This window comes from Streptomyces sp. NBC_00846, assembly GCF_045207325.1.
GTDB lineage: Bacteria > Actinomycetota > Actinomycetes > Streptomycetales > Streptomycetaceae > Streptomyces.
Genome location: NZ_CP108846.1, coordinates 5,762,897 through 5,784,482, shown reverse-complemented (window position 1 = coordinate 5,784,482; position 21,586 = coordinate 5,762,897). Strand labels below are relative to the sequence as shown.

Sequence of the window (21,586 nt, the reverse complement as noted above, 5' to 3'; positions counted from 1 at the left end):
CTTTCATCCTCTGGCGCTGGCGACTCCCGAGCTGTCCATGTAGTCGCGGGCCCGCGTGATCAGTCCGCTGTGGATGTGGAGCATCAAAAGACCAGGGACGGTGAAGTTGGTGCGTCTGGTCGGCAGCGTTCCTACCACGATGTGCTCGGCGATGATCACTTCCGGATCGGCGGTCTCGTAGGCCGCGACCTTCCTGACCTCCTGCACCTGGACGGGGCTTGTGCCCCAGGCCGCCCGGTATCCCGCGCGCACTGCCTCGCGCCCCTCGTAGCGCGGAGGGAAACCAGGAGAAGTGAACGGGAACTCGTGCACCGCGTCCAAGGCATAGAGATCGGCGAGATCGTCCGGGGACTTGTCGAGCATGGCCTGGTAGTAGCGGTTCAGCACCTCGCGAGGGGTGCGAACAGCAGGTGTATCCACATGCGGCACTGAGACCTCCATTCACTCAACACTTGTTGACCCATTCACCGTAGGGTCGGCTGGAAGTTCAGTCAACGGCTGTAGAGTGAATCGGTGTCCACTCCTCGCCAGTCCCGCGCCGACCGCCGCCGAGCGACCGAGGCGCGCATCCTCGACAGCGCCCGGGAGCTGTTCGCCGAAAAGGGATTCGATCGCACCACCATCCGTGCCGTGGCGGCTGCGGCGAGCGTCGACCCGGCGCTGGTCATGCAGTACTTCGGCTCGAAGCGCGAGCTTTTCACCCAAGCCGTGCAGGCGATTCCCGTACTGCCAGCAACCACTGACACCGACGCGCTCGTCGATCAACTGCTGGCCACACTCGACCTCAAGCTCGGCGGCCTTCCCGGGGGCACGCTGGCGATGATGCGCTCCATGCTCACCGACCCGGCAGCAGCCGATCACGTCCGCGTCACCCTCGATCGGCAGATCGACAGCGTCAGCGCTTCCCTGCCCGCAGCCGAGGACCCCGAACTGCGCGCCGCACTGTTCGTCACCGCCTTGCTGGGCGTCACCATCGGCCACCAGTTCCTAGGCCTGACCGCTCTTCGTGACGCCCCAGCCGACCGCATCGCCGCTCTACTGCGCCCTGCGTTCAAGGCCCTGGCAGGACCTCCGGGCTGAAAACGGCGGCGCTGCCGATGCTCGGTGCGCTCATTAGAGGACCATTCCTTCTGCGGCCCTCTTCGGTAGGGTTGCGATCTCTCGGTCCCGGTGGTGCAGGGCCGAGGGCGGCGGGGAGGTGCTCGTGGACGAGCCTGCGGAGGCGGTGCCCGCCTGGGACTATGCATCGGACTTCCAGGTGGGATTCGTTGGCGTCGACGGTGCCCAGCGTCTCGGTCTGCCGGCCCGCTATCGGGTTGTGGACTACGAATCGTGTGTGGAGCGGGACGCGGCGATGGCTCTGGACTTCGATCCCGCCATCATGGCTCTGACCTCCCAGCCGTTCCGCCTGGTCTGGCCGAATGGCGGACGGGATCGCGAGCACACTCCGGACTACTTCGCGCGGTCGGCCGGCGGGACCGCTGTGGTCGTCGATGTCCGGCCCGAGAACCTGGTCGACGAGGAAGCCGCGGCGGTCTTCGCGTTCACCGCGCGGATCTGTGGGTCGGTGGGGTGGCAGTTCTGGCTGGTCGGAGACCTGGGGCAGCCCTTCCGGGCGAACCTGCGCCGGCTGGCCCGCTACCGTCATCCGCGCTGCTGCCGGGCGCCGGTGGCGGACCGGCTGAGGAAGGTGTTCGGTGAACCACGGCGGCTTCTGACCGGGGCTGAGCGGGTCGGAGACCGGTCGGCCGACGTGACGGGCTGTCGCCGGGACGGCCCCACCGGTGAAGTGGTCAGGCGCGCTCCGGAGTCTCCGGCTCCGCGGTCCTGCCCTGTCCACCGTGTGCCTCGCTGCTCTCGGCGGTCCGCCAGGACCGGCGCAGCCGGGTGAGCGCCGTCTCACCACGCTGCTGGTGGCGGCCGTGCACCCGCGGGTCGTCCGTCACGTCGTACCGCTTGACGTAGGCACCGAGGAACGCCTGGAGCGTGGCGACGGCCGGGATCGCGATCAGCGCACCCACGGCCCCCATGAACGCCGTGCCTGCGATGACCGATCCGAAGGCGACCGCCGGATGGATGTCTACGGTCTTGGAGGTGAGCTTGGGCTGCAGCGCATAGTTCTCGAACTGCTGGTAGATCACGACGAAGCCGAGCACCCACAGCGCGTACCAGGGGTCGACGGTGAACGCGATCAGCATCGGCAGGGCGCCCGCCAGATACGTACCGATCGTGGGGATGAACTGGGAGACCAGGCCGACCCAGATCGCGAGCGCGGGCGCGTACGGCACGCCGAGGATCACCAGCAGGATGTAGTGCGCGATCCCGGAGATGAGTGCCATCAGGGTGCGCGAGTAGAGGTAGCCGCCGGTCTTGTCGACCGCGATCTCCCAGGCCCGCAGCACCTCGGCCTGTCTGGCGGGCGGCAGTACGGAACACAGGGCCCGCCGCAGCCGGGGGCCGTCGGCGGCGAAGTAGAACGAGAACAGGAAGATCGTCAGAAGACGGAACAGGCCGCCGAGGACAGTGGTGGAGACGTCGAGGACTCCGGTCGCACTGTTCCGGACGTACTTCTGCAGCCAGTCCGAGTGCAGCAAACTGTCCTGGACCTCGACCCGGGAGAGCTCGGTGTGGAAGTTCTGGTTGACCCAGTTGATCAACGAGTCCAGATACTTCGGGAACTCCTCGACCATGTCGACGATCTGGCCCGCGAGCATCGAGCCGAGCAGCGCGACGAAACCGGCCGTGGCTATCAGCACCACGAGGAAGACCAGGAAGGTGGCAAGGCCGCGGCGCATGCCGCGCGCCGACATCCGGCTCACCGCGGGCTCGATGGCGAGCGCCAGGAAGAACGCGATCAGCACATTGATGAGCAGCCCGATGAGCTGGTCGAACGCCCAGCTGCCGAGCCTGAAACAGGCGTAGAGCGCCAGGGCGAGCACCATCGCGCGCGGCAGCCACGCCGGCATGCGGGCAGGCCCGGTGCCGGACGGCGCGGTCGGCGGGGCGGCCGGGGTGGGCTGGGTGAGCGGTGTCCTGGTCTGGGCTGTCTCGTCTGTCGGTGACACCGCTCCAGTCTCGCCTACGACTGTGACAAGCAGCCGCCCGACCCGGACAACAGCACAGGTCCGGCCGCTGACGAGCCGGTGGTCAGCGCTTGTCGGCGGGGATGTCGACTGCCGTGCAGACTGCCCGCCAGACGTCCTTGGCGTCCCAGCCGGTGGCCAGCGCCTGGTGCACCGTCTGCCCGCCGAGCTCGGCCATCACATGATCGCGCGCAAAGGAATCGGCGTACCCCGCGCCAAAGTGGTCCGCCATCCGTTCCCAGAAAATCGTCAACCGCATGACCTCAGTATCCCGCTCCTGAGAGTGCAGCCGGGCCGCTACGTCCTGCCGAGAGCGCTTACCGCCCTACGGTCGGTCCATGGCTGGAACCGGAGCAAGTCCCCTCAACCGTGCCGAGCAGTTCATCTGGCTCACGGCCCGTGTCCTAGAACAGCGGCGGTTCGCGCATCACTTCCTGAAAGGAAGTGCGGACGCCGTGGAGACCGCACTCGCCGCCTATCTGAATGAGGACGGCGGATACGGGCACGCTCTAGAACCCGATCTACGTGGCCCCGTCAGTCAGCCACTGCACACTGCCCACGCGCTCAATGTCCTCGACTCCATCGGCCGCTGCGACGGGCCACGGGTGGAGCGCATCTGTCGCTTCCTGACCGAGGTGTCCACGAAGGAGGGGGCGCTGCCCGCTCTCCTGCCGTCACAGCGCGGCTATCCGGCCGCACCGTTCATTCCGATCGTCGACGGCCCGCCCGCGGAGCTGTTGGCCACCGGACCCGTCGTCGGGCTCCTGCACCGCAATGCGGTGTGGCATGCCTGGCTGTTCCGGGCGACCGACTTCTGCTGGGCGGCGGTCGACGCCCTGGACCGGTCGCATCCGTACGAGGTCGAGGCGGCGCTCGCCTTCCTGGACGGCGCCCCCGACCGGGCCCGTGCGAAGGCGGCGGCCGACCGGCTCGGGCGACTGGTGCGGGAGCAGCGGCTCGCCGTACTGGATCCGGAGCGGCGCGCGGAGTACCCGGTGGCTGCCGGATACGCACCGGGCGAGCAGCACTTCCCGTACGACTACGCCCGCACGCCCGATTCGCTCGCCTGCAGCTGGTTCACCGACGAGGAGCTGGCCCGCTCGCTCGACCATCTCGCGGCCGAGCAGCAGTCGGACGGCGGTTGGCCGGTGAACTGGCGGCAGTGGGCGCCGGGGACGGCTCTGGAGGGGCGGCCCATCGTGACGCTCAAGGCGCTCCTGACACTGCGGGCCCATGGACGCAGCCTGGGCTGAGAACGTGTGCCTTCCGTGTCGGTGTCCATGTCCGTGTCGGTTCGGTGTCGGTTCGGTGTCGGCGTCGCGGCGGTGCCGGCCGGCCGACTGCTGCGGACGTGCTGTCGACCCCGGCGGCGGTGTCGCGCAGCAGCAGGGCCTCGCGGTGCACTGAGCCGGTCGACGGAAGTGCGTAAGGGGCGCAGCCTATAAGACGGCGCCCCTTACCAACTTGCCTCACTCGCACCTCAGACGTGCCCCAGCGGTGTCTAGTGCCGCGACCGACAATGTTTGCCCGGAAGGAGCGTCGTCCAGTGCGTGCGATCGCAAGGCGGCCGGAAGTCCTTGAATGGGGCCTCCCCTGCTCGAACGAAGTTGAGAGCTTGGGGAAGGAGCTACCAGGGCTTTCGGCCAACGCAGAAGGGGGTCCCCCCTGGCCCTCAAGGCCTTGGGGGAGTGCGTGCTGGACGACGCGACGGGGCGAAGCTTGCCGGGAGGGGCATTAGCTCAGGGCTCGTACCCCTGCTGTGACGACCACGGCCGCCCCTACGACCACGAGGAAGGGCGCGCGCAGGACCAGTGCGAGCGCCGCCGCTGCCAGCCCCGCGCCCCTGGCGTCCAGCGCCAGATGCTGCCCGTCGCCGAACGTCTGCTGGGCGGTGAGAGCGGCCAGGAGCGCCACGGGCAGGAGCGCGGCGAGACGCTGCGCGAGCGGTCGTTCCAGCACACCGGCCGGCACCAACAGGCCGAGCAGTTTGGCGAGGTAGCACCCGATGGCGGTCAGCCCGATTGCGATCCAGATGTTCATCGGTTCTCCTCCGTCGCGGCCGCGCACCGAATCGTTTCCGCGTCCCGAATCGTTTCCGCGTCCCCGTGCGTTCTCTTCCGGCGTCCGCTCAGAAACAGAACAGCGGGTGCAGCGAGCGCGGACAGCAGGACGGGGACGCCTGCGGGCAGTACGGGCAGCAGGCCGAGCGCGAGCAGGACCGCGATTCCGGCGGTGATGCGCTCCGTGGTGCTCTTCAGCATCGGCGCGAGAAGGGCGAGGAAGACCGCGGGCGACGCCGCGTCCAGTCCCCAGGCATCGGTGTCGCCGAGCGCCTTGGCGCCGAGGGCCCCCAGCAGCGTGGTCAGGTTCCACAGCACGTAGAGGGTGAGCCCGGTGACGGCGAAACCGATCCGCGCGGCCCGCCGGGTGGGCTGCGGCAGTGTCACGGCGGTGGTCTCGTCGATGACCCACTGGGCGGCGAAGGGGCGGAGTGCGCGCGGAAGCGCGAGGAGCTGGGAGAGCCGCAGGCCGTAGAACGAGTTGCGTACGCCGAGGAAGAAGGCCCCGGCAGCCGCTGTGTACGGATTGCCGCCCGCCGCGAGAGCGCCCACGAGGGCGAACTGCGAGGCGCCGGTGAAGACGGCGAGGCTGAGCACACAGGTCTGCAACAGGCTCAGTCCGGAGCCGGCCGAGGTCACGCCGAAGGCGAAGCCGGACAGCCCGACGGCTATACCGACACCGAGCGCGTCGCGCACGACGGCCGCGTCCGACTTCGCCGTGGCGGCCCCCGGCTTCGCCGCGGCCTCGTCCGATGTCGCCCCGGCAGCCTCCGACGTTGCCTCTGCCGCTTCCTGCCGCAATGCGGGGACGGTCGTGCTGCCGTCGGGTGCGCCGGCCGCTTCGCCGACGCCCTGGGGGTGTGTTGTCTGTTCTGCCACGACCGGAACGTTACGTGGGCAGCTCCCGACCGGTCTTGTACGTTCTTGCACGTTCACGCTGGTACGCGCCCGGCGGCACCCCCACGATCCGGGTGAAGTGACGATTGAGATGCGGCTGATCGGTGAAGCCGACCTCGGCGGCCGCCTGCGCGGGCGCCGTCCCCGCATCGAGCATCCGACGCGCGGCCCGCACCCGGGCATCGGTGAGCCAGGCGTGCGGCGGCATTCCGTACTGCTTCTTGAAGGCCCTCAGCAGCGCGAACGGGCTGGTGCCGAGTTCCGCGGCCAACGCATCCAGTGTGGGCGGCTGCGCCAGACGCCCCTCCAGTACGGCGCGGGCCCGCGCCGCATCCCGTGCACCCGCCGAGCGGGGCTCGTGGAAGGTCAGCACACTGCCGTGCCTGCTGAGCAGCCGCACGACCATGACCCGCAGGACGGTGTCGGCGGCGAGAGCGTTGCCCTCCTCTGCGGCCCGGTGGACCTCGCCGATGAGCCGGGCCGCGTACGGGTCCACGACGCTGGTCTCGGTGAAGCCGACCGTGCCACGCAGGCTCGTCGTATCCGCCGCTATGTCGTTGATCACCCGCGCGGACGGGTACAGCGTGGCGTACACCCAGCCCTCGGGAACCCCCGCACGGGCGGTGTGCGGCACCTCCGGATTGATCATGACGACGGCGCCGGGGCCCGCGTGGACGGTGCCTCCCGGCAGCCCGACGTCCTCCACCCCGCGGGTGATGGTGCCGAAGACATAGCCCTCGTGGCTGTGGCGCGGAAAGGTGTGGCGCACGTACCGGGCACGCAGCAGATCGAGGTCGGGCAGCTCCGCGTACTGCCAGTGCCTCGCCCACTCCCTCGATCCCGACTCCGGTATGGCCACCATGGCCGAATTCTCGCAGCTCCGGAGCGTAGCCGCCGCTGGTCTCCGCCGACGGCCGCCACTGCTCGTCACGGCCGTTGTCAGTGGCGGGGTGCACGATGGGGGACATGGCCGGCTCTGCGCTCGACTCGTTCTCCCCTGCGACCCGCAGCTGGTTCGCGGGTGCCTTCAATGCGCCCACGGCCGCGCAGGAAGGCGCCTGGCGCGCCATCAACGAGGGGGCGGACGTGCTGGTCGTCGCGCCGACCGGCTCCGGCAAGACCCTGGCCGCGTTCCTCGCCGCACTGGACGGGCTGGCGTCCGTCCGGCCGCCCGCCGAGGCGAAGAAGCGCTGCCGCGTGCTCTACATCTCGCCCCTCAAGGCCCTCGCGGTCGACGTCGAGCGCAACCTCCGTTCACCGCTGACCGGCATCCGTCAGGAGTCGGTGCGTCTGGGACTGCCCGAGCCCGAGGTCCGGGTGGGAATCCGCTCCGGCGACACCCCGCCCGCCGAGCGCCGCTCGATGGCGACCCGGCCGCCGGACATCCTGATCACCACGCCCGAATCGCTGTTCCTGATGCTGACCTCATCGGCCAGGGAGGCACTGTCCGGCATCGAGACGGTGATTCTCGACGAAGTGCATGCAGTGGCGGGTACGAAGCGGGGGGCCCACCTCGCCGTATCGCTGGAGCGTCTCGACGAACTGCTGCCACGGCCCGCACGACGGATCGGCCTGTCGGCGACGGTCCGGCCGGTCGACGAGGTGGCGCGCTTCCTCTCGCCGCAGCGGAAGGTGGAGATCGTCCAGCCGCCGTCCACCAAGCAGTTCGACCTGTCGGTGGTCGTGCCGGTCGAGGATCTGGGCGAGCTCGGCGGCTCCCCCGCCACCGACCCCGACCAGGCAGGTCAGGCGGACAAGCCGTCGATCTGGCCCCATGTCGAGGAACGCATCGTCGATCTCATCCAGGAGCACCGCTCCACCATCGTCTTCGCGAACTCCCGCCGCCTCGCGGAGCGGCTGTGCAACCGGCTCAACGAGATCGCGTACGAGCGGGCCACGGGCACCGTGCTCGACGAGCACACGTCCGACCCGTCGCTGCCGGAGGCGCACTCCCCGGCCGAGATCATGGCCCAGTCGGGCGCGGCGAAGGGCGCCCCCGCGCTGCTCGCCCGCGCCCACCACGGTTCGGTCTCCAAGGAGCAGCGCGCCCAGGTCGAGGAGGACCTCAAGGCGGGGCGGCTGCCCGCCGTGGTCGCCACGTCCAGTCTGGAGCTGGGCATCGACATGGGGGCGGTCGACCTGGTGGTCCAGGTCGAGTCGCCGCCGTCGGTGGCCTCCGGGCTGCAACGGGTCGGCCGGGCCGGGCACCAGGTCGGTGCGGTCTCCACCGGAGTGGTCTTCCCGAAGTACCGGGGCGATCTGGTGCAGGCGGCCGTGGTCACCGAGCGGATGCGCGAGGGCTCCATCGAGGCGCTCCGGATCCCGTCCAATCCTCTCGATGTGCTGGCCCAGCAGCTCGTCGCCATGGTCGCCCTGGACAGCTGGCAGGTGGACGATCTGCTGGCCGTGACCCGCCGCGCGGCCCCCTTCGCCTCCCTGCCCGAGTCGGCGTTCACCGCCGTGCTGGACATGCTCGCCGGCCGCTATCCGTCCGACGCCTTCGCCGAACTGCGCCCGCGTGTGGTCTGGGACCGCGTGGCCGGTACGGTCACGGGCCGCCCCGGCGCCCAGCGGCTCGCCGTCACTTCCGGGGGCACCATCCCCGACCGCGGACTCTTCGGGGTCTTCCTCGCGGGCGCCGACCCCAAGAAGGGCGGCGGTCGGGTCGGTGAGCTGGACGAGGAGATGGTGTACGAGTCCCGCGTCGGCGACATCTTCACACTGGGCACCACGTCCTGGCGGATCGAGGACATCACCCGCGACCGTGTCCTGGTGTCGCCGGCACCCGGGGTTCCCGGCCGACTGCCGTTCTGGAAGGGCGACCAACTGGGCCGTCCACTGGAGCTGGGGCGTGCGCTGGGTGCGTTTCTCCGCGAGATCGGCGGGCTGTCACCAAAGGACGCCCGACAGCGTCTGCTCGCAGCTGGTCTCGACACCTGGGCCGCCGACAACACCCTGTCGTACATCGACGAACAGCGCCGTGCCTGCGGTCACGTGCCGGACGACCGGACCATCCTCGTCGAGCGTTTCCGCGACGAGCTGGGGGACTGGCGCGTCGTCGTCCACTCCCCGTTCGGCGCGCAGGTGCACGCCCCGTGGGCGCTGGCGCTGAACGCCCGCCTCGCCGAGCGGTACGGCATGGACGCCCAGGTGATGCATGCCGACGACGGCATAGTGCTGCGACTGCCCGATGCCGACCTGATGGGCCTGGACCTTCTGGACTTCGATCCGGCGCAGGACCCCACCCAGAATCCGACACCGCTGCCGGGCCCCTCGTACGACAGCGAGCAACCACCCGTCGGCGCCGCGGACGTGACGTTCGACCAGGGCGAGATCAGTCAGATCGTCACCGAGCAGGTGGGCGGTTCGGCCCTGTTCGCCTCCCGGTTCCGCGAGTGCGCGGCCCGCGCCCTGCTGCTGCCCCGGCGCAGCCCCGGAAAACGCACCCCGCTCTGGCAGCAGCGCCAGCGCGCCGCGCAACTGCTCCAGGTCGCCTCCGAGTTCGGCTCGTTCCCGATCGTCCTGGAAGCGGTCCGCGAGTGCCTCCAGGACGTCTTCGACGTCCCCGGGCTGACGGAACTCATGGGCGACCTCGAAGCACGCCGCGTCCGGCTGGTCGAGGTGACCACGCCGGAGCCTTCGCCCTTCGCCCGCTCCCTGCTGTTCGGCTACGTCGCCCAGTTCCTGTACGAGGGCGACTCGCCCCTCGCCGAGCGGCGGGCCGCCGCCCTCTCCCTCGACTCCCACCTGCTGGCCGAGCTCCTCGGCCAGGCAGAGCTGCGCGAGCTGCTCGACGCCGACGTCCTGTCCGAGCTGGAGCAGGAACTCCAGTGGCTGACCGAGGACCGCCGGATCAAGGACGTCGAAGGGGTCGCGGATCTTCTCCGGGTTCTCGGACCGCTCACCGACCGGGAGTTGGCCGCGCGCGGCGCCCGGCCGCCATGGGCTCCGGAGCTGTCCGCCACCCGCCGCGCCATCCGGGTCCGGATCGGCGGAGCGGACCACTGGGCCGCGATCGAGGACGCGGGACGGCTGCGCGACGCGCTGGGCACCGCCCTCCCGGTGGGCGTCCCCGAGGCGTTCACCGAACCGGTGAAGGACCCCCTCGGCGACCTCCTCGCGCGATACGCCCGTACACACGGCCCGTTCACCTCCACCGAGGCCGCCAGCCGTTTCGGCCTCGGCACCGCTGTCACGGACGGGACACTGCAACGGCTCGCCGCGACCGGCCGGCTCGTCCAGGGCGAGTTCCACCCCGCCGGCATCGGCCAGGAGTGGTGCGACGCCACCGTGCTGCGCCGACTGCGCCGCCGTTCCCTCGCCGCGCTCCGCCATGAGCTGGAGCCGGTACCGCCCGCCGCACTCGCCGGTTTTCTTCCCGAGTGGCAGCACATGGGCAACAACAGCCTGCGCGGAATCGACGGACTGGCCCGTGCCATCGAGCAGTTGCAGGGTGCGCCCGTCCCGGCGTCGGCCCTGGAGAAACTGATCCTGCCCGGCCGGGTCACGGGCTACGCTCCCGCGTTGCTGGACGAGCTGACGACCACCGGCGAGGTCGTCTGGGCCGGCGCGGGTGCTCTGCCCGGCAAGGACGGCTGGCTGTCCCTCTACCTCGCCGACAGCGCCCCCCTGCTCCTTGCGCCCCCGCACCAGCTCGAACTCAGCGCGTTGCACGAATCCGTCCTGACGGCCCTGAGCGGCGGGTACGGACTGTTCTTCCGGCAGATCGCCGACCAGGTGCGTGCCACCACGCACCCGGACTGCACCGATCCACAACTGGCCGATGCCGTCTGGGACCTGGCCTGGTCGGGCCGGCTCACCAATGACACGCTCGCCCCGCTGCGTTCGCTCCTCGGATCCGGGCGTACGGCAGGGGCGACCGCCCACCGCGCCAAGCGGAGTATTCCGCGCGGGCGTTACGGCTCGCTCACCGCCGCCGCGCGGCCCGCGTCCCGCACCGGCCCGCCCACCGTCTCAGGCCGCTGGTCCCTGCTGCCCGCCACCGAACCCGACCCCACGCACCGCGCGCACGCCCTGGCGCGCACGCTCCTCGACCGCCACGGGGTGGTGACCCGCGGCGCGGTCCAGGCCGAGGGCGTCGAGGGCGGCTTCGCCGCCACGTACCGCGTGCTCTCCGCCTTCGAGGACAACGGACAGGCCCGGCGCGGCTACGTGGTCGAGGGCCTGGGAGCGGCGCAGTTCGCGATGGACGGCGCGGTCGACCGGCTGCGTGCCACGTCCACCGCCCGCGACCGTACGGAACCGGGCGCCGCACCCCATGCCCTGGTCCTCGCGGCCGCGGACCCGGCCAACGCCTATGGCGCGGCGCTCCCCTGGCCCGAACCGCCGGACGGCGCCGGGCACAAGCCCGGCCGCAAGGCGGGCGCCCTGGTGGTGCTGGTCGACGGCGAACTGGCGATGTACATGGAGCGCGGCGGCAAGACGCTGCTGGCCTGGCCCACCGATCCGGACGACCCGGCGCTCCTCGCGGCGGCCGGGGCCCTGGCGGCAGCCGCCCGTGCGGGAGCACTCGGTACGGTCACGGTGGAGCGCACCAACGGCGCCTCGTCCCTGACCTCCCCGCTCGGCCGCACGCTGGAAGCGGCCGGCTTCCTGGCCACCCCGAGGGGACTTCGCCTGCGCGCCTGAACCACCAGCGCGTCCTGCCCCGTACACCACACCGCCCCACCCACCGCACCACACCGCCCCACCCACACCCACCACCCGCACTCCCCCCAACCCCGCATCATGGAGACATGCCCGAAGGAGACACCGTCCTGCAGACCGCCAATCGTCTGCACAGCGCACTCGCGGGCCGGGTCCTCACCCGCTCCGACCTGCGCGTCCCCCGGTTCGCCACCGCCGACCTCACCGGCCGGACGGTTCTGGACGTCATCTCGCGCGGCAAGCACCTCCTCACCCGTATCGAGGGCGGCCTGACCCTCCACAGCCATCTGCAGATGGACGGCGCCTGGCGCGTCTACGCCCCGGGTGAGCGCTGGCGCGGCGGCCCCGCACACCAGATCCGCGCCGTCCTCGCCAACGCGGAGCACACGGCCGTCGGCTATCGGCTCCCCGTCCTCGAACTCCTCCGCACCCGGGACGAGGAGCAGGCGGTCGGCCATCTCGGCCCCGATCTGCTGGGCCCCGACTGGAACGCCGACACCGCTCTGCACAATCTGCTCAGCGACCCCGCCCGCCCCCTCGGCGAAGCCCTCCTGGACCAGCGCAATCTGGCCGGAATCGGCAACATCTACAAGGCCGAGCTCTGCTTCCTCGCCCGTGCCACCCCCTGGCTCCCCGTCGGCTACCTGGCCTCCCCCACCGCCGCGCGCCTCGTCGCCACGGCCAAGCAGCTCCTCGAAGCCAACCGCGATCGCCCCGTGCGCACGACCACCGGCGCCGCGCCCCGCAGATACGGCCCGAGCGAACGGCTCTGGGTCTACGGCAGGACCAACCGTCCCTGCCTGCGCTGCGGCACACCCATCCGCACAGCGGACCAGGACGCCCGCCCGGCCTACTGGTGTCCGCGTTGCCAGTCGGGCCCCACAAGCTAGTTGACGGGTCGTCAGATCTGGTCGTACCGTCCGGTCATGTCCCTCACCGCGTACGACCTCACGGGCCGCTCCGCGTTCATCACCGGCGCCGCGAGCGGCATCGGCCGCGCGAGCGCCGTCCTGCTCGCGACGGCGGGTGCAACCGTTCACTGCGCGGACCGCGACGAGAAGGGCCTGCTGGAGACCCGGGATCTGATCGCCGAAGCGGGTGGCACATCCCACGTCCACACCCTCGATGTCACCGACCGCGGTCAGGTCAGGGCCGCGGTGACCGCCGCGGGCGACCTCGACATCCTGGCCGCCATCGCCGGAATCATGCATACGAGCAGTGTCCTGGAGACCACGGACGATGATCTCGATCGCGTGCTCTCCGTCAATTTCAAGGGCGTCTTGTACGCATGCCAGGAAGTGGCCCGCACCATGATCGCGCGCGGTGCACCCGGCTCACTGATCACCATGGCCTCGGGAGCGGTCGATGCCGCGAGCCCGGGGCTGCTCTGCTACAGCACGGCCAAAGCAGCGGTCGTCCAGCTGACGAAGACCCTCGCGGCCGAGTTGGGACCTCGTTCCATCCGCGTCAACGCCATCGCCCCGGGCTGGATCCGTACGCCCATGACCGCCCGCCATGACGCGGACCGGCAACACCGGGCAGAGGCCACGATGGCGCGGATGTCCCCGCTCGGCCGGGTCGGCGAGTCCGAGGACGTCGCCCACGCCGTGCTCCATCTCGCTTCCGACGCCTCGGCCTTCATGACCGGCCAGATCCTCCGCCCGAACGGCGGCGTATCCATGCCCTGGTAGTAGCCCGGACCCGGCCCACGTACGGCTTCAGGACCGCGGACCACCGGCTCACGCACAGCATCCCGAAGGCGAACCACCGCTCCAGCCGCAGCATCCCGACTCCGGCCCACCGCTCCAGCCGCCGGATCCCCACCCCGGCCCACCAACCCTCACACCGCACCCCCGGAGCGGACCACCGCCCCGCACACCGCAGCGCCAGAGCGGACCACCGTCCCGCGCCCGCGTCCCCATCCGTCCCGCTCGCCCCCGCCTGCCCAGCGGTCGCGGCAACATGCACGGGCAGGAGGCTCAGCCCCCATCCACCCGCCGCCACCGCACCCTCGACAAGCCCCGCATGGGCCGGCTCCAGCACGAGCCGCAGCACGGCCCACCACCACACCCCGCCGAGAACAAGCGCCGGCACCCATCGCCGTACCATGGCTGCCTCCTCCGGCCGAACCTAGTCCGGCGTGCTCGCCCGACGGGAGGGCGCACCGGTGCACCACCGGCGCGCGATGCGCAGCAGCAGACCGTTGTGCGCTCTCCACCCGGCAGACCCGGGCTTGCTCCGGATCACGGCTATCACCTGAGCCGAGGGCATTCAGGCACCCCGGTACAGGCCGGTTCGGCCCGCATCAGGCCGCCCGAGAGACTTCAGTCGGGTCACGACAGACTGTTGCCGGACCACCTCGGACCGTGCGAGGCCACCTTTGACCGTGCAGGCCACCTCGGACCGTGCGAGGCCGCCTCGTAGCGTGTCGGACCACCCGGAACCGTGTCGGTCCACCGTGGTCCTCCTGACCTCCTGATCCAGGGCTCTTGTTCGCAGTCTCACCCAGACACTCCCGGGCCGCATCCAGAACGGACCGTGCCCCTTCCACAGCACGCCCCGAAGCCCACCCGGGGCACGCAAAAGCCCCGGTCACCCGCTGAGGGGCTGACCGGGGCTTCCGCTTCACACCGGACCACGAGGGTCAGGCGGCGACCACATCCACCGCTTCCGCGGGCGCCTTGATGGTCACCCGTCCCGTCGGCACACCTGCCACCGACGTCACGGAGACGGAATTGAGCATGGGGCGTACCGGCACTGGTACCGGATCGCTGGCTGCTGCCGACTCGGCCAGTTCGGCCAGCGACAGCTCATCGCTCACTTCACGCATGAGCTCGGACATCCGTACGTCAAGCGCGTCGCAAATAGCGGAGAGCAGTTCGGAGGACGCCTCCTTCTGCCCCCGCTCCACCTCGGAGAGATAGCCGAGCGAGACTCGGGCGGACGAGGAGACTTCGCGCAGAGTACGGCCTTGGCGCTGGCGCTGCCGACGCAGCACGTCACCAAGCAGGCGACGGAGCAGAATCATCGGTGGCTCCCTCCTCGGACCGCGTAGCCGCATCCTTCACGCCCCACCGTACCGCCTTGCGCCGCGGCCGTGCGGGGAGCGATGTCGTGTTCACTCAGGGCTGCAAACATCAATTCCCCCCGTTCTGTTCCGTATCCTGTGCCCTTGCATTCTTGCCGAGTTCGGCAGAGAGCAGTGCGAGTACGCTCCGTACACTCTCACTACGGATGTCCGCGCGCCCGCCGTTCAACCGCAACGCGGTGACATTCTCCGCGCCGTCCGGCCCGGCCACCGCGACATAGACCGTGCCCACGGGCTTGCCGTCCTGCGGCTCCGGGCCGGCGACCCCCGTGGTCGCCAATCCCCAGTCTGCCCCGAGAACGCGGCGCACACCTGTCGCCATCTGCCGCGCCACGTCCGGATCGACCGCACCGCGCGCCGCCAGCAGGGCGCCGTCCACACCCAGCAATTCGCGCTTCAAGGGCGTTGCGTACGCCGTCACGGACCCGCGGAAGGAGTGCGAAGCACCCGGTACGGACGTCAGCTCCGCCGCGACCAGACCGCCGGTCAGCGACTCGGCGACGGCAAGAGTCTCACCGCGCTCCACGAGCAGCTCCAGCACCCGGGCCGCGGCGGTCACCGCTCGGCCTCCGCAGCGGCGGCCCTCTCCGCCGCCAGCCCCCTGCGCCGCAGTACGACTGCCTGGCGCACATAGTCGAGCCCGGTGACGACCGTCAGCACGACAGCCACCGCCATCACCCAGAAGCGAAGGGTGGCAAGTGGACCGGTCAGCGCCAGGACGTACATCCCGACGGCCGTCCCCTGCGCCAGAGTCTTCATCTTCCCGCCGCGACTGGCCGGAATCACCGCATGCCGTATCACCCAGAACCGCATCAGCGTGATGCCGATCTCGCGGAAGAGGATCACGCCCGTGACCCACCAGGGCAGATCACCGAGATACGACAGGCAGACCAGCGCCGCACCCATGATCGCCTTGTCCGCGATGGGATCGGCGATCTTCCCGAAGTCGGTGACCAGGTTGTATGTGCGTGCGAGATGACCGTCGAACAGGTCGGTGATCATGGCGATGGCGAACGCGGCCCAGGCGAACGACCGCCAGACCGGGTCGTAGCCGCCGTTGTGCAGCAGCAACAGCACGAAGCCGGGCACCAGCACCAGTCGCAGCATGGTGAGCAGATTGGCGATGTTCCACAGACTGGCCTGGTTGACGGCCGCAGTGCCCAGCTTGCCGCCGCGGACCGGCTTCGCGCCGGAGCCACCTGTCGCGGATGCCGGGACTCCCGTCATCTGGCCGCCTCCACGAGTTCGGAACACTCGGCCACCAGGTCCACCCCTTCGGTGCCCACCACCTTTGCCTCGACCATACGGCCGGGCACAAGGCCCTCGCGTGCGGTGAACAGCACCTGGCCGTCCGTTTCGGGTGCCTGGTGCGCCGCGCGCCCCACCGCCCGCGGCTCGTCCTCGGTGGAGTCGACGGACTCGACCAGCACCTGCAGAGTCTCCCCGAGGCGCTCCTCCGCACGCTGCGAGGTGAGCTCCTCGGCCAGCTGGGAGATGTGCGCGAGCCGCTCCGCGATGACGTCGGCGTCCAGCTTGTTCTCGTAGCCGACCGCCTCGGTGCCCTCCTCGTCGGAGTAGCCGAAGACGCCGATGGCGTCGAGCCGGGCACCGGTGAGGAAGCGTTCCAGCTCCGCCAGGTCGGCCTCGGTCTCGCCGGGGAAGCCCACGATGAAGTTGGAGCGGGCACCGGCCTGCGGCGCCTTGCCCCGGATGGTGTCCAGCAGCTCCAGGAAGCGGTCGGTGTCCCCGAAGCGGCGCATCGCCCGCAGCACACCAGGGGCCGAGTGCTGGAAGGACAGGTCGAAGTACGGCGCGACCTTCGGGGTCGAGGTCAGTACGTCGATGAGGCCGGGTCGCATCTCCGCGGGCTGCAGATAGCTGACCCGGATCCGTTCGATCCCCTCGACGTCGGCGAGCTCCGGCAGCAGCGTCTCCAGCAGCCGGATGTCACCGAGGTCCTTGCCGTACGAGGTGTTGTTCTCGGAGACCAGCATGACTTCCTTCACGCCCTGCTCGGCCAGCCAGCGGGTCTCCCCCAGCACGTCCGAGGGGCGCCGCGAGATGAAGGAGCCGCGGAAGGACGGGATGGCGCAGAAGGAGCAGCGGCGGTCGCAGCCGGAGGCGAGCTTCACCGAGGCGACGGGGCTGGTGCCCAACCGCCGCCGCAGGGGCGCCCGCGGCCCGGAGACCGGAGCGACACCTTCGGGAAGATCCTCGGGAGCGGGAGCGGGAGCGGGCGCGGCCTCCTGTGCGTGTCCCGGCAGCGCCACGGCGGCGTCCTGCCGCTCGGCCGGGCTGATCGGCAGAAGCTTTCGGCGGTCGCGCGGGGTGTGCGAGGCGTGGATGCCGCCATTGAGGATGGTCTGGAGGCGGTCGGAGATGTCGGCGTAGTCGTCGAATCCGAGGACGCCGTCCGCCTCGGGCAGGGCCTCGGCGAGGTCCTTGCCGTAGCGCTCGGCCATGCAGCCGACGGCGACCACGGCCTGTGTTCTGCCGTGGTCCTTCAGATCATTGGCTTCGAGCAGGGCGTCGACGGAGTCCTTCTTGGCGGCCTCGACGAATCCACAGGTGTTGACGACGGCGACATCCGCGTCGGAGGCGTCCTCGACGAGCTCCCAGCCGTCCGCTGCCAAGCGGCCTGCGAGCTCCTCCGAGTCCACCTCGTTACGGGCGCAGCCAAGAGTGACAAGGGCGACGGTACGGCGTTCGGGCATGGGCTCAAGACTACTTTGTCCCGGCACCCGCCCTGGCGTGCAGGGTTCCACCGTTACACCGAGTAACAAACACGGCGAGCGCCCGGCAGATCGCCGGGCGCTCGCCGTGTTGCTGATGCCGCTGCTGGTACCGCTCGGGAACGTACGTATACGGGGTCAGCCGACAGCCGGGTCGCCCTTCGTGTACGAGAGCCGCTCGACCTGACCGGGCTGGAACTTCTCCTCGACCTTCTTGCCGTTCACGAAGAGCTCGATGGCCCCGGCGTTGCCGAGGACGAGATCGACCCGCTCCTGGTCCTGGAAGGTCTTGGACTGGCCCTGGGCCAGCAGGCCGTCGAACAGCAGCCGCCCGTTGTGGTCCTTGGCGGAGATCCAGCTCTTGCCCTGACTGGCGCTGAGCTTCACCGTCACCTTGTCCCTGGGTGCCGCGGCGATGGCACCGTCGGAAGGCACCGGCTTGGGGTCGGCGGGCTTGCTGGTCTTCTGCTCGGGGCTCTTCGTATTGGGCGTCGAACCCTCCGCGACCTGCGTGGTCGAGGGGCCGTCGTCGCCACCCTTGAAGAAGGTGAAGCCGACGAAACCGACGACGGCGACAATCGCCGCGACCATGGCCGCCGTCCAGTTGGGCCGGCGGGGTTCGGAACGGATTCTCTCGGCCTCGAACAGCGGCGCCGCCGGCGTAGGTGCGGGACGGCCGCCGTTCTCGGCGTCGTACTGCGAAACCAGCGGTTCCGGATCGATCCCGACGGCACGTGCCAAGGTACGGATATGGCCGCGCGCGTACACGTCGCCGCCACAGCGGGAGAAATCGTCCTCTTCGATCGCATGCACGATGGGGATGCGCACCCGGGTGGACGAACTGATCTCTTCGACCGTGAGACCTGCGGCGATACGAGCCTGCTGAAGCACTCGACCGATCAAAGGCCGGTCGTCTTCGGGGGAGTTGCCGATGGACACGGGGGCGCCTTTCGAGCGTGAGCCACCTGCTGGGTGTTCAGTCTAGGGGGGGTACGAAAGGGTGAGGCAACCGGAGGAAGGACTTTGTACGCCATCGGACTCGAACGCTGTCCGATGCTCCGATCCACCTCTCGAAGGACAATCCTGCCGTCCCTCCCTCCAACTTGACGTACGACCCGGCGAAACGGTTGCCCGACTTCACCTACGAAGCGGTTTCCCCGCGGATCAGTGCCAACACCCCGTCCAGCTCGTCCGGTTTCACCATGACGTCGCGCGCCTTGGATCCCTCGCTCGGCCCGACGATGTTCCGCGACTCCATCAGGTCCATCAGCCGGCCGGCCTTGGCGAAGCCGACCCGCAGCTTGCGCTGGAGCATCGAGGTGGATCCGAACTGGGTGGAGACGACCAGTTCGGCGGCCTGGCAGAGCAGATCCAGGTCGTCGCCGATGTCCTCGTCGATCTCCTTCTTCTTGGCGGTGCCGACCATCACGTCGTCGCGGAAGACCGGCGCCATCTGATCCTTGCAGTGCTGGACGATGGCCGCGACCTCGTCCTCGGTGACGAAGGCCCCCTGCATACGGGTGGGCTTGTTGGCACCCATCGGCAGGAACAGACCGTCACCCTTTCCGATGAGCTTCTCGGCGCCGGGCTGGTCGAGGATGACCCGGCTGTCGGCCAGCGAGGACGTGGCGAAGGCGAGCCGGGAGGGCACGTTGGCCTTGATCAGGCCGGTGACGACGTCGACCGAGGGGCGCTGGGTCGCGAGCACCAGGTGGATACCGGCGGCGCGGGCCAGTTGGGTGATGCGGACGATGGCGTCCTCCACGTCGCGCGGAGCGACCATCATCAGGTCGGCGAGCTCGTCGACGATCACCAGCAGATACGGGTACGGCGAGAGCTCGCGCTCACTGCCCTCCGGCGGCTTGACCTTGCCGTTGCGGACGGCCTGGTTGAAGTCGTCGATGTGCCGGTACCCGAACGCGGCCAGGTCGTCGTAGCGCAGGTCCATCTCCCGTACGACCCACTGGAGCGCCTCGGCGGCACGCTTCGGGTTGGTGATGATCGGCGTGATCAGGTGCGGGATGCCCTCGTACGCGGTCAGCTCGACCCGCTTGGGGTCGACCAGCACCATTCGGACGTCGTCCGGCGTCGCACGCACCATGACCGAGGTGATCAGGCAGTTGATGCAGGACGACTTGCCGGAACCGGTCGCGCCGGCCACCAGCACGTGCGGCATCTTCGCGAGGTTGGCCATCACATAGCCGCCCTCGACGTCCTTGCCGAGCGCGACCAGCATCGGGTGGTCGTCCTCGGCGGCGTCCGCGAGGCGCAGCACATCGCCGAGGTTGACCATCTCCCGGTCGGTGTTGGGGATCTCGATGCCGACAGCCGACTTGCCCGGGATCGGGGAGATGATCCGGACGTCGGGACTGGCGACGGCATACGCGATGTTCTTGGCGAGCGCGGTGATCCGCTCGACCTTCACCGCGGGGCCGAGCTCCACCTCGTACCGGGTGACCGTCGGTCCGCGGGTGAAGCCGGTGACGGCGGCGTCGACCTTGAACTCGGTGAAGACGTTCGTCAGGGCCGCGACGATCACGTCGTTGGCGGCGCTGCGGGTCTTGCCCGGCCCGCCGCGTTCCAGCAGGTCGAGCGAGGGCAGCGCGTAGGTGATGTCGCCGGAGAGCTGCAGCTGTTCGGCCCGGGCCGGCAGCGGCTGGGACTGCGAGCGGTCGGGCGCGGGCTTCGTCAGATCGGGCACGCCGCCCGAGGGCGCCGCCCCCCTCTCCGGCCTCCCTCCCCCGGTGGCGGGCTCGCCCTCCCGGGCGCCCGGCACCGGCGAGCCCGGGCGTGCGCGCTCGACGGAGACGCCCTGGGTGAGGTCGGCGACGATCGGCGAGGGCGGCATGCCGTTGAGCACCGCCCCGTCGAGCGCGGCAGCCGCGGCAGCCGCGACGTCCACCGCGTCCATCGTCCGGTTCATCGCGGGCTGCACGGAGGGCCTGCGCGGCCGGCGGCGCGTGGAGAGCGCGTCGGACTCCGCCTGGTCGGGGTCGTACTCCGCGGGTGCTTCGGAGCGGCGTGCGGAGGAACGGCGGGAGCGGGCGGGCAGCGCCTCGCGCCACTGCTCGTCGTAGCGCTCGTCGTCGTTCTCCTCGTCGGCCTCGGGGTCGTACACGGGGTCGAGGATGCCCAGCTTGGTGCCGAGCAGCCGGAGTCGCTGCGGAATGGCGTTCACCGGGGTGGCCGTGACGACGAGCAGCCCGAAGACGGTGAGCAGCAACAGCAGCGGTACGGCGAGGACCTCGCCCATGGTGTAGATCAGCGGTTTGGAGGCCGCCCAGCCGATGAGCCCACCCGCGTCCTGCATCGCCGTGGTGCCGTCGCCCCGGCCGGGCGATCCGCACGCGATGTGGACCTGTCCGAGCACCCCGATGACGAGGGCGGAGAGACCGATGACGATGCGTCCGTTGGCCTCGGGCTTCTCCGGGTAGCGGATCAGGCGTACGGCGATGGCGCCGAGCAGTATCGGAACGAGCAGATCGAGCCGGCCGAAGGCTCCGGTGACGAGCATCTCGACGAGATCGCCGACGGGTCCGCGCAGATTCGACCAGGTGCCCGCGGCGACGACCAGCGCGAGACCGAGCAGCAGCAGCGCGACTCCGTCCTTGCGGTGTGCCGGGTCGAGTCCCTTGGCGCCGCGCCCTACGCCGCGGAACATCGCGCCGACGGCGTGGGCCGCGCCGAGCCAGACGGCACGCGCCACGCGGTACACACCGCCGGTGGGCGACGGCGCCGGTTTGGGCGCGGCCGCCTTCTTGGCGGGGGCCTTTTTCGCGGGCGCGGTCTTTTTCGCGGCGGTCTTCTTGGCGGGCACGGTCTTCTTGGCCGGCCCCGCGGTACGGCCGACGCGCTTCGCGGTGCCCGCCGTGCCCTGGGAACCCTTGCCGGACGTACGTGAGGCCATGGTGCCGAGGTTACCGGTGTCTGCGGCCGTGAACACGTGCGCCTGCCGCTTCACCCGACCGTGTCGCTGGACAGAGGCCGGAAATTGACGCGCCCTCATGCCGCCACGTCACCGGAAGCCCTGCCCGGCCCGCCGACCCATCAGAACGCCGG

Annotated in this window: 18 protein-coding genes and 1 pseudogene; 6 read left to right on the top strand and 13 right to left on the bottom strand. The window is 70.2% G+C overall.

Annotated elements, in window-relative coordinates:
• Positions 1 to 3: 3 nt before the first annotated feature.
• Positions 4 to 429 carry a nuclear transport factor 2 family protein gene (locus tag OG936_RS26620; RefSeq protein ID WP_406497987.1) on the bottom strand — a complete coding sequence of 142 codons (426 nt, stop codon included), beginning with the start codon at positions 427 to 429 and terminating at the stop codon, positions 4 to 6.
• Positions 430 to 513: 84 nt separating this feature from the next.
• On the opposite strand from OG936_RS26620, the gene OG936_RS26615 reads away from it, so the two are divergent.
• Together OG936_RS26615 and OG936_RS26610 are read left to right on the top strand one after the other, a co-directional pair.
• On the top strand, positions 514 to 1,080 hold the full coding sequence (locus tag OG936_RS26615) for a TetR/AcrR family transcriptional regulator (protein ID WP_406497986.1): 567 nt from the start codon (positions 514 to 516) through the stop codon (positions 1,078 to 1,080).
• Between the two features lie 124 nt (positions 1,081 to 1,204).
• Positions 1,205 to 1,891, top strand: coding sequence for a TnsA-like heteromeric transposase endonuclease subunit (locus OG936_RS26610; RefSeq protein ID WP_406497984.1), 687 nt, complete (start codon positions 1,205 to 1,207; stop codon positions 1,889 to 1,891).
• On the opposite strand, the gene OG936_RS26605 is transcribed toward OG936_RS26610, so the two are convergent.
• Together OG936_RS26605 and OG936_RS26600 are read right to left on the bottom strand one after the other, a co-directional pair.
• Positions 1,794 to 2,966 carry an AI-2E family transporter gene (locus OG936_RS26605; RefSeq protein ID WP_406500621.1) on the bottom strand — a complete coding sequence of 391 codons (1,173 nt, stop codon included), beginning with the start codon at positions 2,964 to 2,966 and terminating at the stop codon, positions 1,794 to 1,796. The genes OG936_RS26610 and OG936_RS26605 overlap by 98 nt on opposite strands.
• 181 nt (positions 2,967 to 3,147) lie before the next feature.
• Entirely contained in the window at positions 3,148 to 3,342 is a 195-nt protein-coding gene (locus OG936_RS26600; protein WP_266749082.1) for a DUF3046 domain-containing protein, read from the bottom strand.
• A 79-nt stretch (positions 3,343 to 3,421) separates the two neighbouring features.
• On the opposite strand from OG936_RS26600, the gene OG936_RS26595 reads away from it, so the two are divergent.
• Entirely contained in the window at positions 3,422 to 4,336 is a 915-nt protein-coding gene (locus OG936_RS26595) for a hypothetical protein (protein WP_406497982.1), read from the top strand.
• Positions 4,337 to 4,817: 481 nt separating this feature from the next.
• On the opposite strand, the gene OG936_RS26590 is transcribed toward OG936_RS26595, so the two are convergent.
• The 3 genes from OG936_RS26590 to OG936_RS26580 all read right to left on the bottom strand — a co-directional run bounded on the left by OG936_RS26590 (position 4,818) and on the right by OG936_RS26580 (position 6,902).
• Entirely contained in the window at positions 4,818 to 5,123 is a 306-nt protein-coding gene (locus tag OG936_RS26590) for an AzlD domain-containing protein (protein ID WP_406497980.1), read from the bottom strand.
• Positions 5,120 to 5,944 (bottom strand): AzlC family ABC transporter permease, encoded by an 825-nt coding sequence (locus tag OG936_RS26585; RefSeq protein WP_406500619.1) that lies wholly within the window; start codon positions 5,942 to 5,944, stop codon positions 5,120 to 5,122. Before OG936_RS26585 ends, OG936_RS26590 begins: the two co-directional genes overlap by 4 nt.
• A gap of 88 nt (positions 5,945 to 6,032) precedes the next feature.
• On the bottom strand, positions 6,033 to 6,902 hold the full coding sequence (locus OG936_RS26580) for an AraC family transcriptional regulator (RefSeq protein ID WP_406497978.1): 870 nt from the start codon (positions 6,900 to 6,902) through the stop codon (positions 6,033 to 6,035).
• A 104-nt stretch (positions 6,903 to 7,006) separates the two neighbouring features.
• On the opposite strand from OG936_RS26580, the gene OG936_RS26575 reads away from it, so the two are divergent.
• From OG936_RS26575 to OG936_RS26565, 3 genes are all read left to right on the top strand, one after another.
• A complete protein-coding gene (locus tag OG936_RS26575) occupies positions 7,007 to 11,689 on the top strand; it encodes a DEAD/DEAH box helicase (protein WP_406497976.1) in 4,683 nt (1,560 codons plus the stop codon).
• A 107-nt stretch (positions 11,690 to 11,796) separates the two neighbouring features.
• Positions 11,797 to 12,597, top strand: a complete 801-nt coding sequence (locus OG936_RS26570; RefSeq protein ID WP_406497974.1) for a DNA-formamidopyrimidine glycosylase family protein — start codon at positions 11,797 to 11,799, stop codon at positions 12,595 to 12,597.
• A gap of 36 nt (positions 12,598 to 12,633) precedes the next feature.
• Entirely contained in the window at positions 12,634 to 13,398 is a 765-nt protein-coding gene (locus OG936_RS26565; protein ID WP_406497972.1) for an SDR family NAD(P)-dependent oxidoreductase, read from the top strand.
• A 208-nt stretch (positions 13,399 to 13,606) separates the two neighbouring features.
• Here the strand turns inward: OG936_RS26565 and OG936_RS26560 are convergent.
• The 7 genes and pseudogenes from OG936_RS26560 to OG936_RS26530 all read right to left on the bottom strand — a co-directional run.
• A pseudogene (locus OG936_RS26560) lies at positions 13,607 to 13,816 on the bottom strand (hypothetical protein); the annotation flags it as partial.
• A gap of 535 nt (positions 13,817 to 14,351) precedes the next feature.
• The gene (locus OG936_RS26555; RefSeq protein ID WP_018105285.1) at positions 14,352 to 14,735 is read right to left on the bottom strand and encodes a helix-turn-helix domain-containing protein; all 384 of its coding nucleotides are present in this window, start codon (positions 14,733 to 14,735) and stop codon (positions 14,352 to 14,354) included.
• A 109-nt stretch (positions 14,736 to 14,844) separates the two neighbouring features.
• A complete protein-coding gene (locus OG936_RS26550; protein WP_266749071.1) occupies positions 14,845 to 15,354 on the bottom strand; it encodes a CinA family protein in 510 nt (169 codons plus the stop codon).
• On the bottom strand, positions 15,351 to 16,022 hold the full coding sequence (gene pgsA / locus OG936_RS26545) for a CDP-diacylglycerol--glycerol-3-phosphate 3-phosphatidyltransferase (protein WP_406497971.1): 672 nt from the start codon (positions 16,020 to 16,022) through the stop codon (positions 15,351 to 15,353). The genes OG936_RS26550 and pgsA overlap by 4 nt, the downstream gene beginning before the upstream one ends.
• Positions 16,019 to 17,509 carry a 30S ribosomal protein S12 methylthiotransferase RimO gene (rimO, locus tag OG936_RS26540; protein WP_406497969.1) on the bottom strand — a complete coding sequence of 497 codons (1,491 nt, stop codon included), beginning with the start codon at positions 17,507 to 17,509 and terminating at the stop codon, positions 16,019 to 16,021. Before rimO ends, pgsA begins: the two co-directional genes overlap by 4 nt.
• A 156-nt stretch (positions 17,510 to 17,665) precedes the next feature.
• Entirely contained in the window at positions 17,666 to 18,466 is an 801-nt protein-coding gene (locus tag OG936_RS26535; protein ID WP_266749067.1) for a helix-turn-helix domain-containing protein, read from the bottom strand.
• 202 nt (positions 18,467 to 18,668) lie between these two features.
• Entirely contained in the window at positions 18,669 to 21,434 is a 2,766-nt protein-coding gene (locus OG936_RS26530; protein ID WP_406497967.1) for a DNA translocase FtsK, read from the bottom strand.
• Positions 21,435 to 21,586 lie beyond the last annotated feature (152 nt).

Bases quoted from the DNA above. Each gene is read 5' to 3' on its own strand.
- OG936_RS26605 (WP_406500621.1), bottom strand. From the start codon at position 2,966: ATGCCGGCGTGGCTGCCGCGCGCGATGGTGCTCGCCCTGGCGCTCTAC.
- OG936_RS26600 (WP_266749082.1), bottom strand. From the start codon at position 3,342: ATGCGGTTGACGATTTTCTGGGAACGGATGGCGGACCACTTTGGCGCG.
- OG936_RS26595 (WP_406497982.1), top strand. From the start codon at position 3,422: ATGGCTGGAACCGGAGCAAGTCCCCTCAACCGTGCCGAGCAGTTCATC.
- OG936_RS26590 (WP_406497980.1), bottom strand. From the start codon at position 5,123: ATGAACATCTGGATCGCAATCGGGCTGACCGCCATCGGGTGCTACCTC.
- OG936_RS26580 (WP_406497978.1), bottom strand. From the start codon at position 6,902: ATGGTGGCCATACCGGAGTCGGGATCGAGGGAGTGGGCGAGGCACTGG.
- OG936_RS26575 (WP_406497976.1), top strand. From the start codon at position 7,007: ATGGCCGGCTCTGCGCTCGACTCGTTCTCCCCTGCGACCCGCAGCTGG.
- OG936_RS26570 (WP_406497974.1), top strand. From the start codon at position 11,797: ATGCCCGAAGGAGACACCGTCCTGCAGACCGCCAATCGTCTGCACAGC.
- OG936_RS26565 (WP_406497972.1), top strand. From the start codon at position 12,634: ATGTCCCTCACCGCGTACGACCTCACGGGCCGCTCCGCGTTCATCACC.
- OG936_RS26555 (WP_018105285.1), bottom strand. From the start codon at position 14,735: ATGATTCTGCTCCGTCGCCTGCTTGGTGACGTGCTGCGTCGGCAGCGC.
- pgsA (WP_406497971.1), bottom strand. From the start codon at position 16,022: ATGACGGGAGTCCCGGCATCCGCGACAGGTGGCTCCGGCGCGAAGCCG.
- rimO (WP_406497969.1), bottom strand. From the start codon at position 17,509: ATGCCCGAACGCCGTACCGTCGCCCTTGTCACTCTTGGCTGCGCCCGT.
- OG936_RS26530 (WP_406497967.1), bottom strand. From the start codon at position 21,434: ATGGCCTCACGTACGTCCGGCAAGGGTTCCCAGGGCACGGCGGGCACC.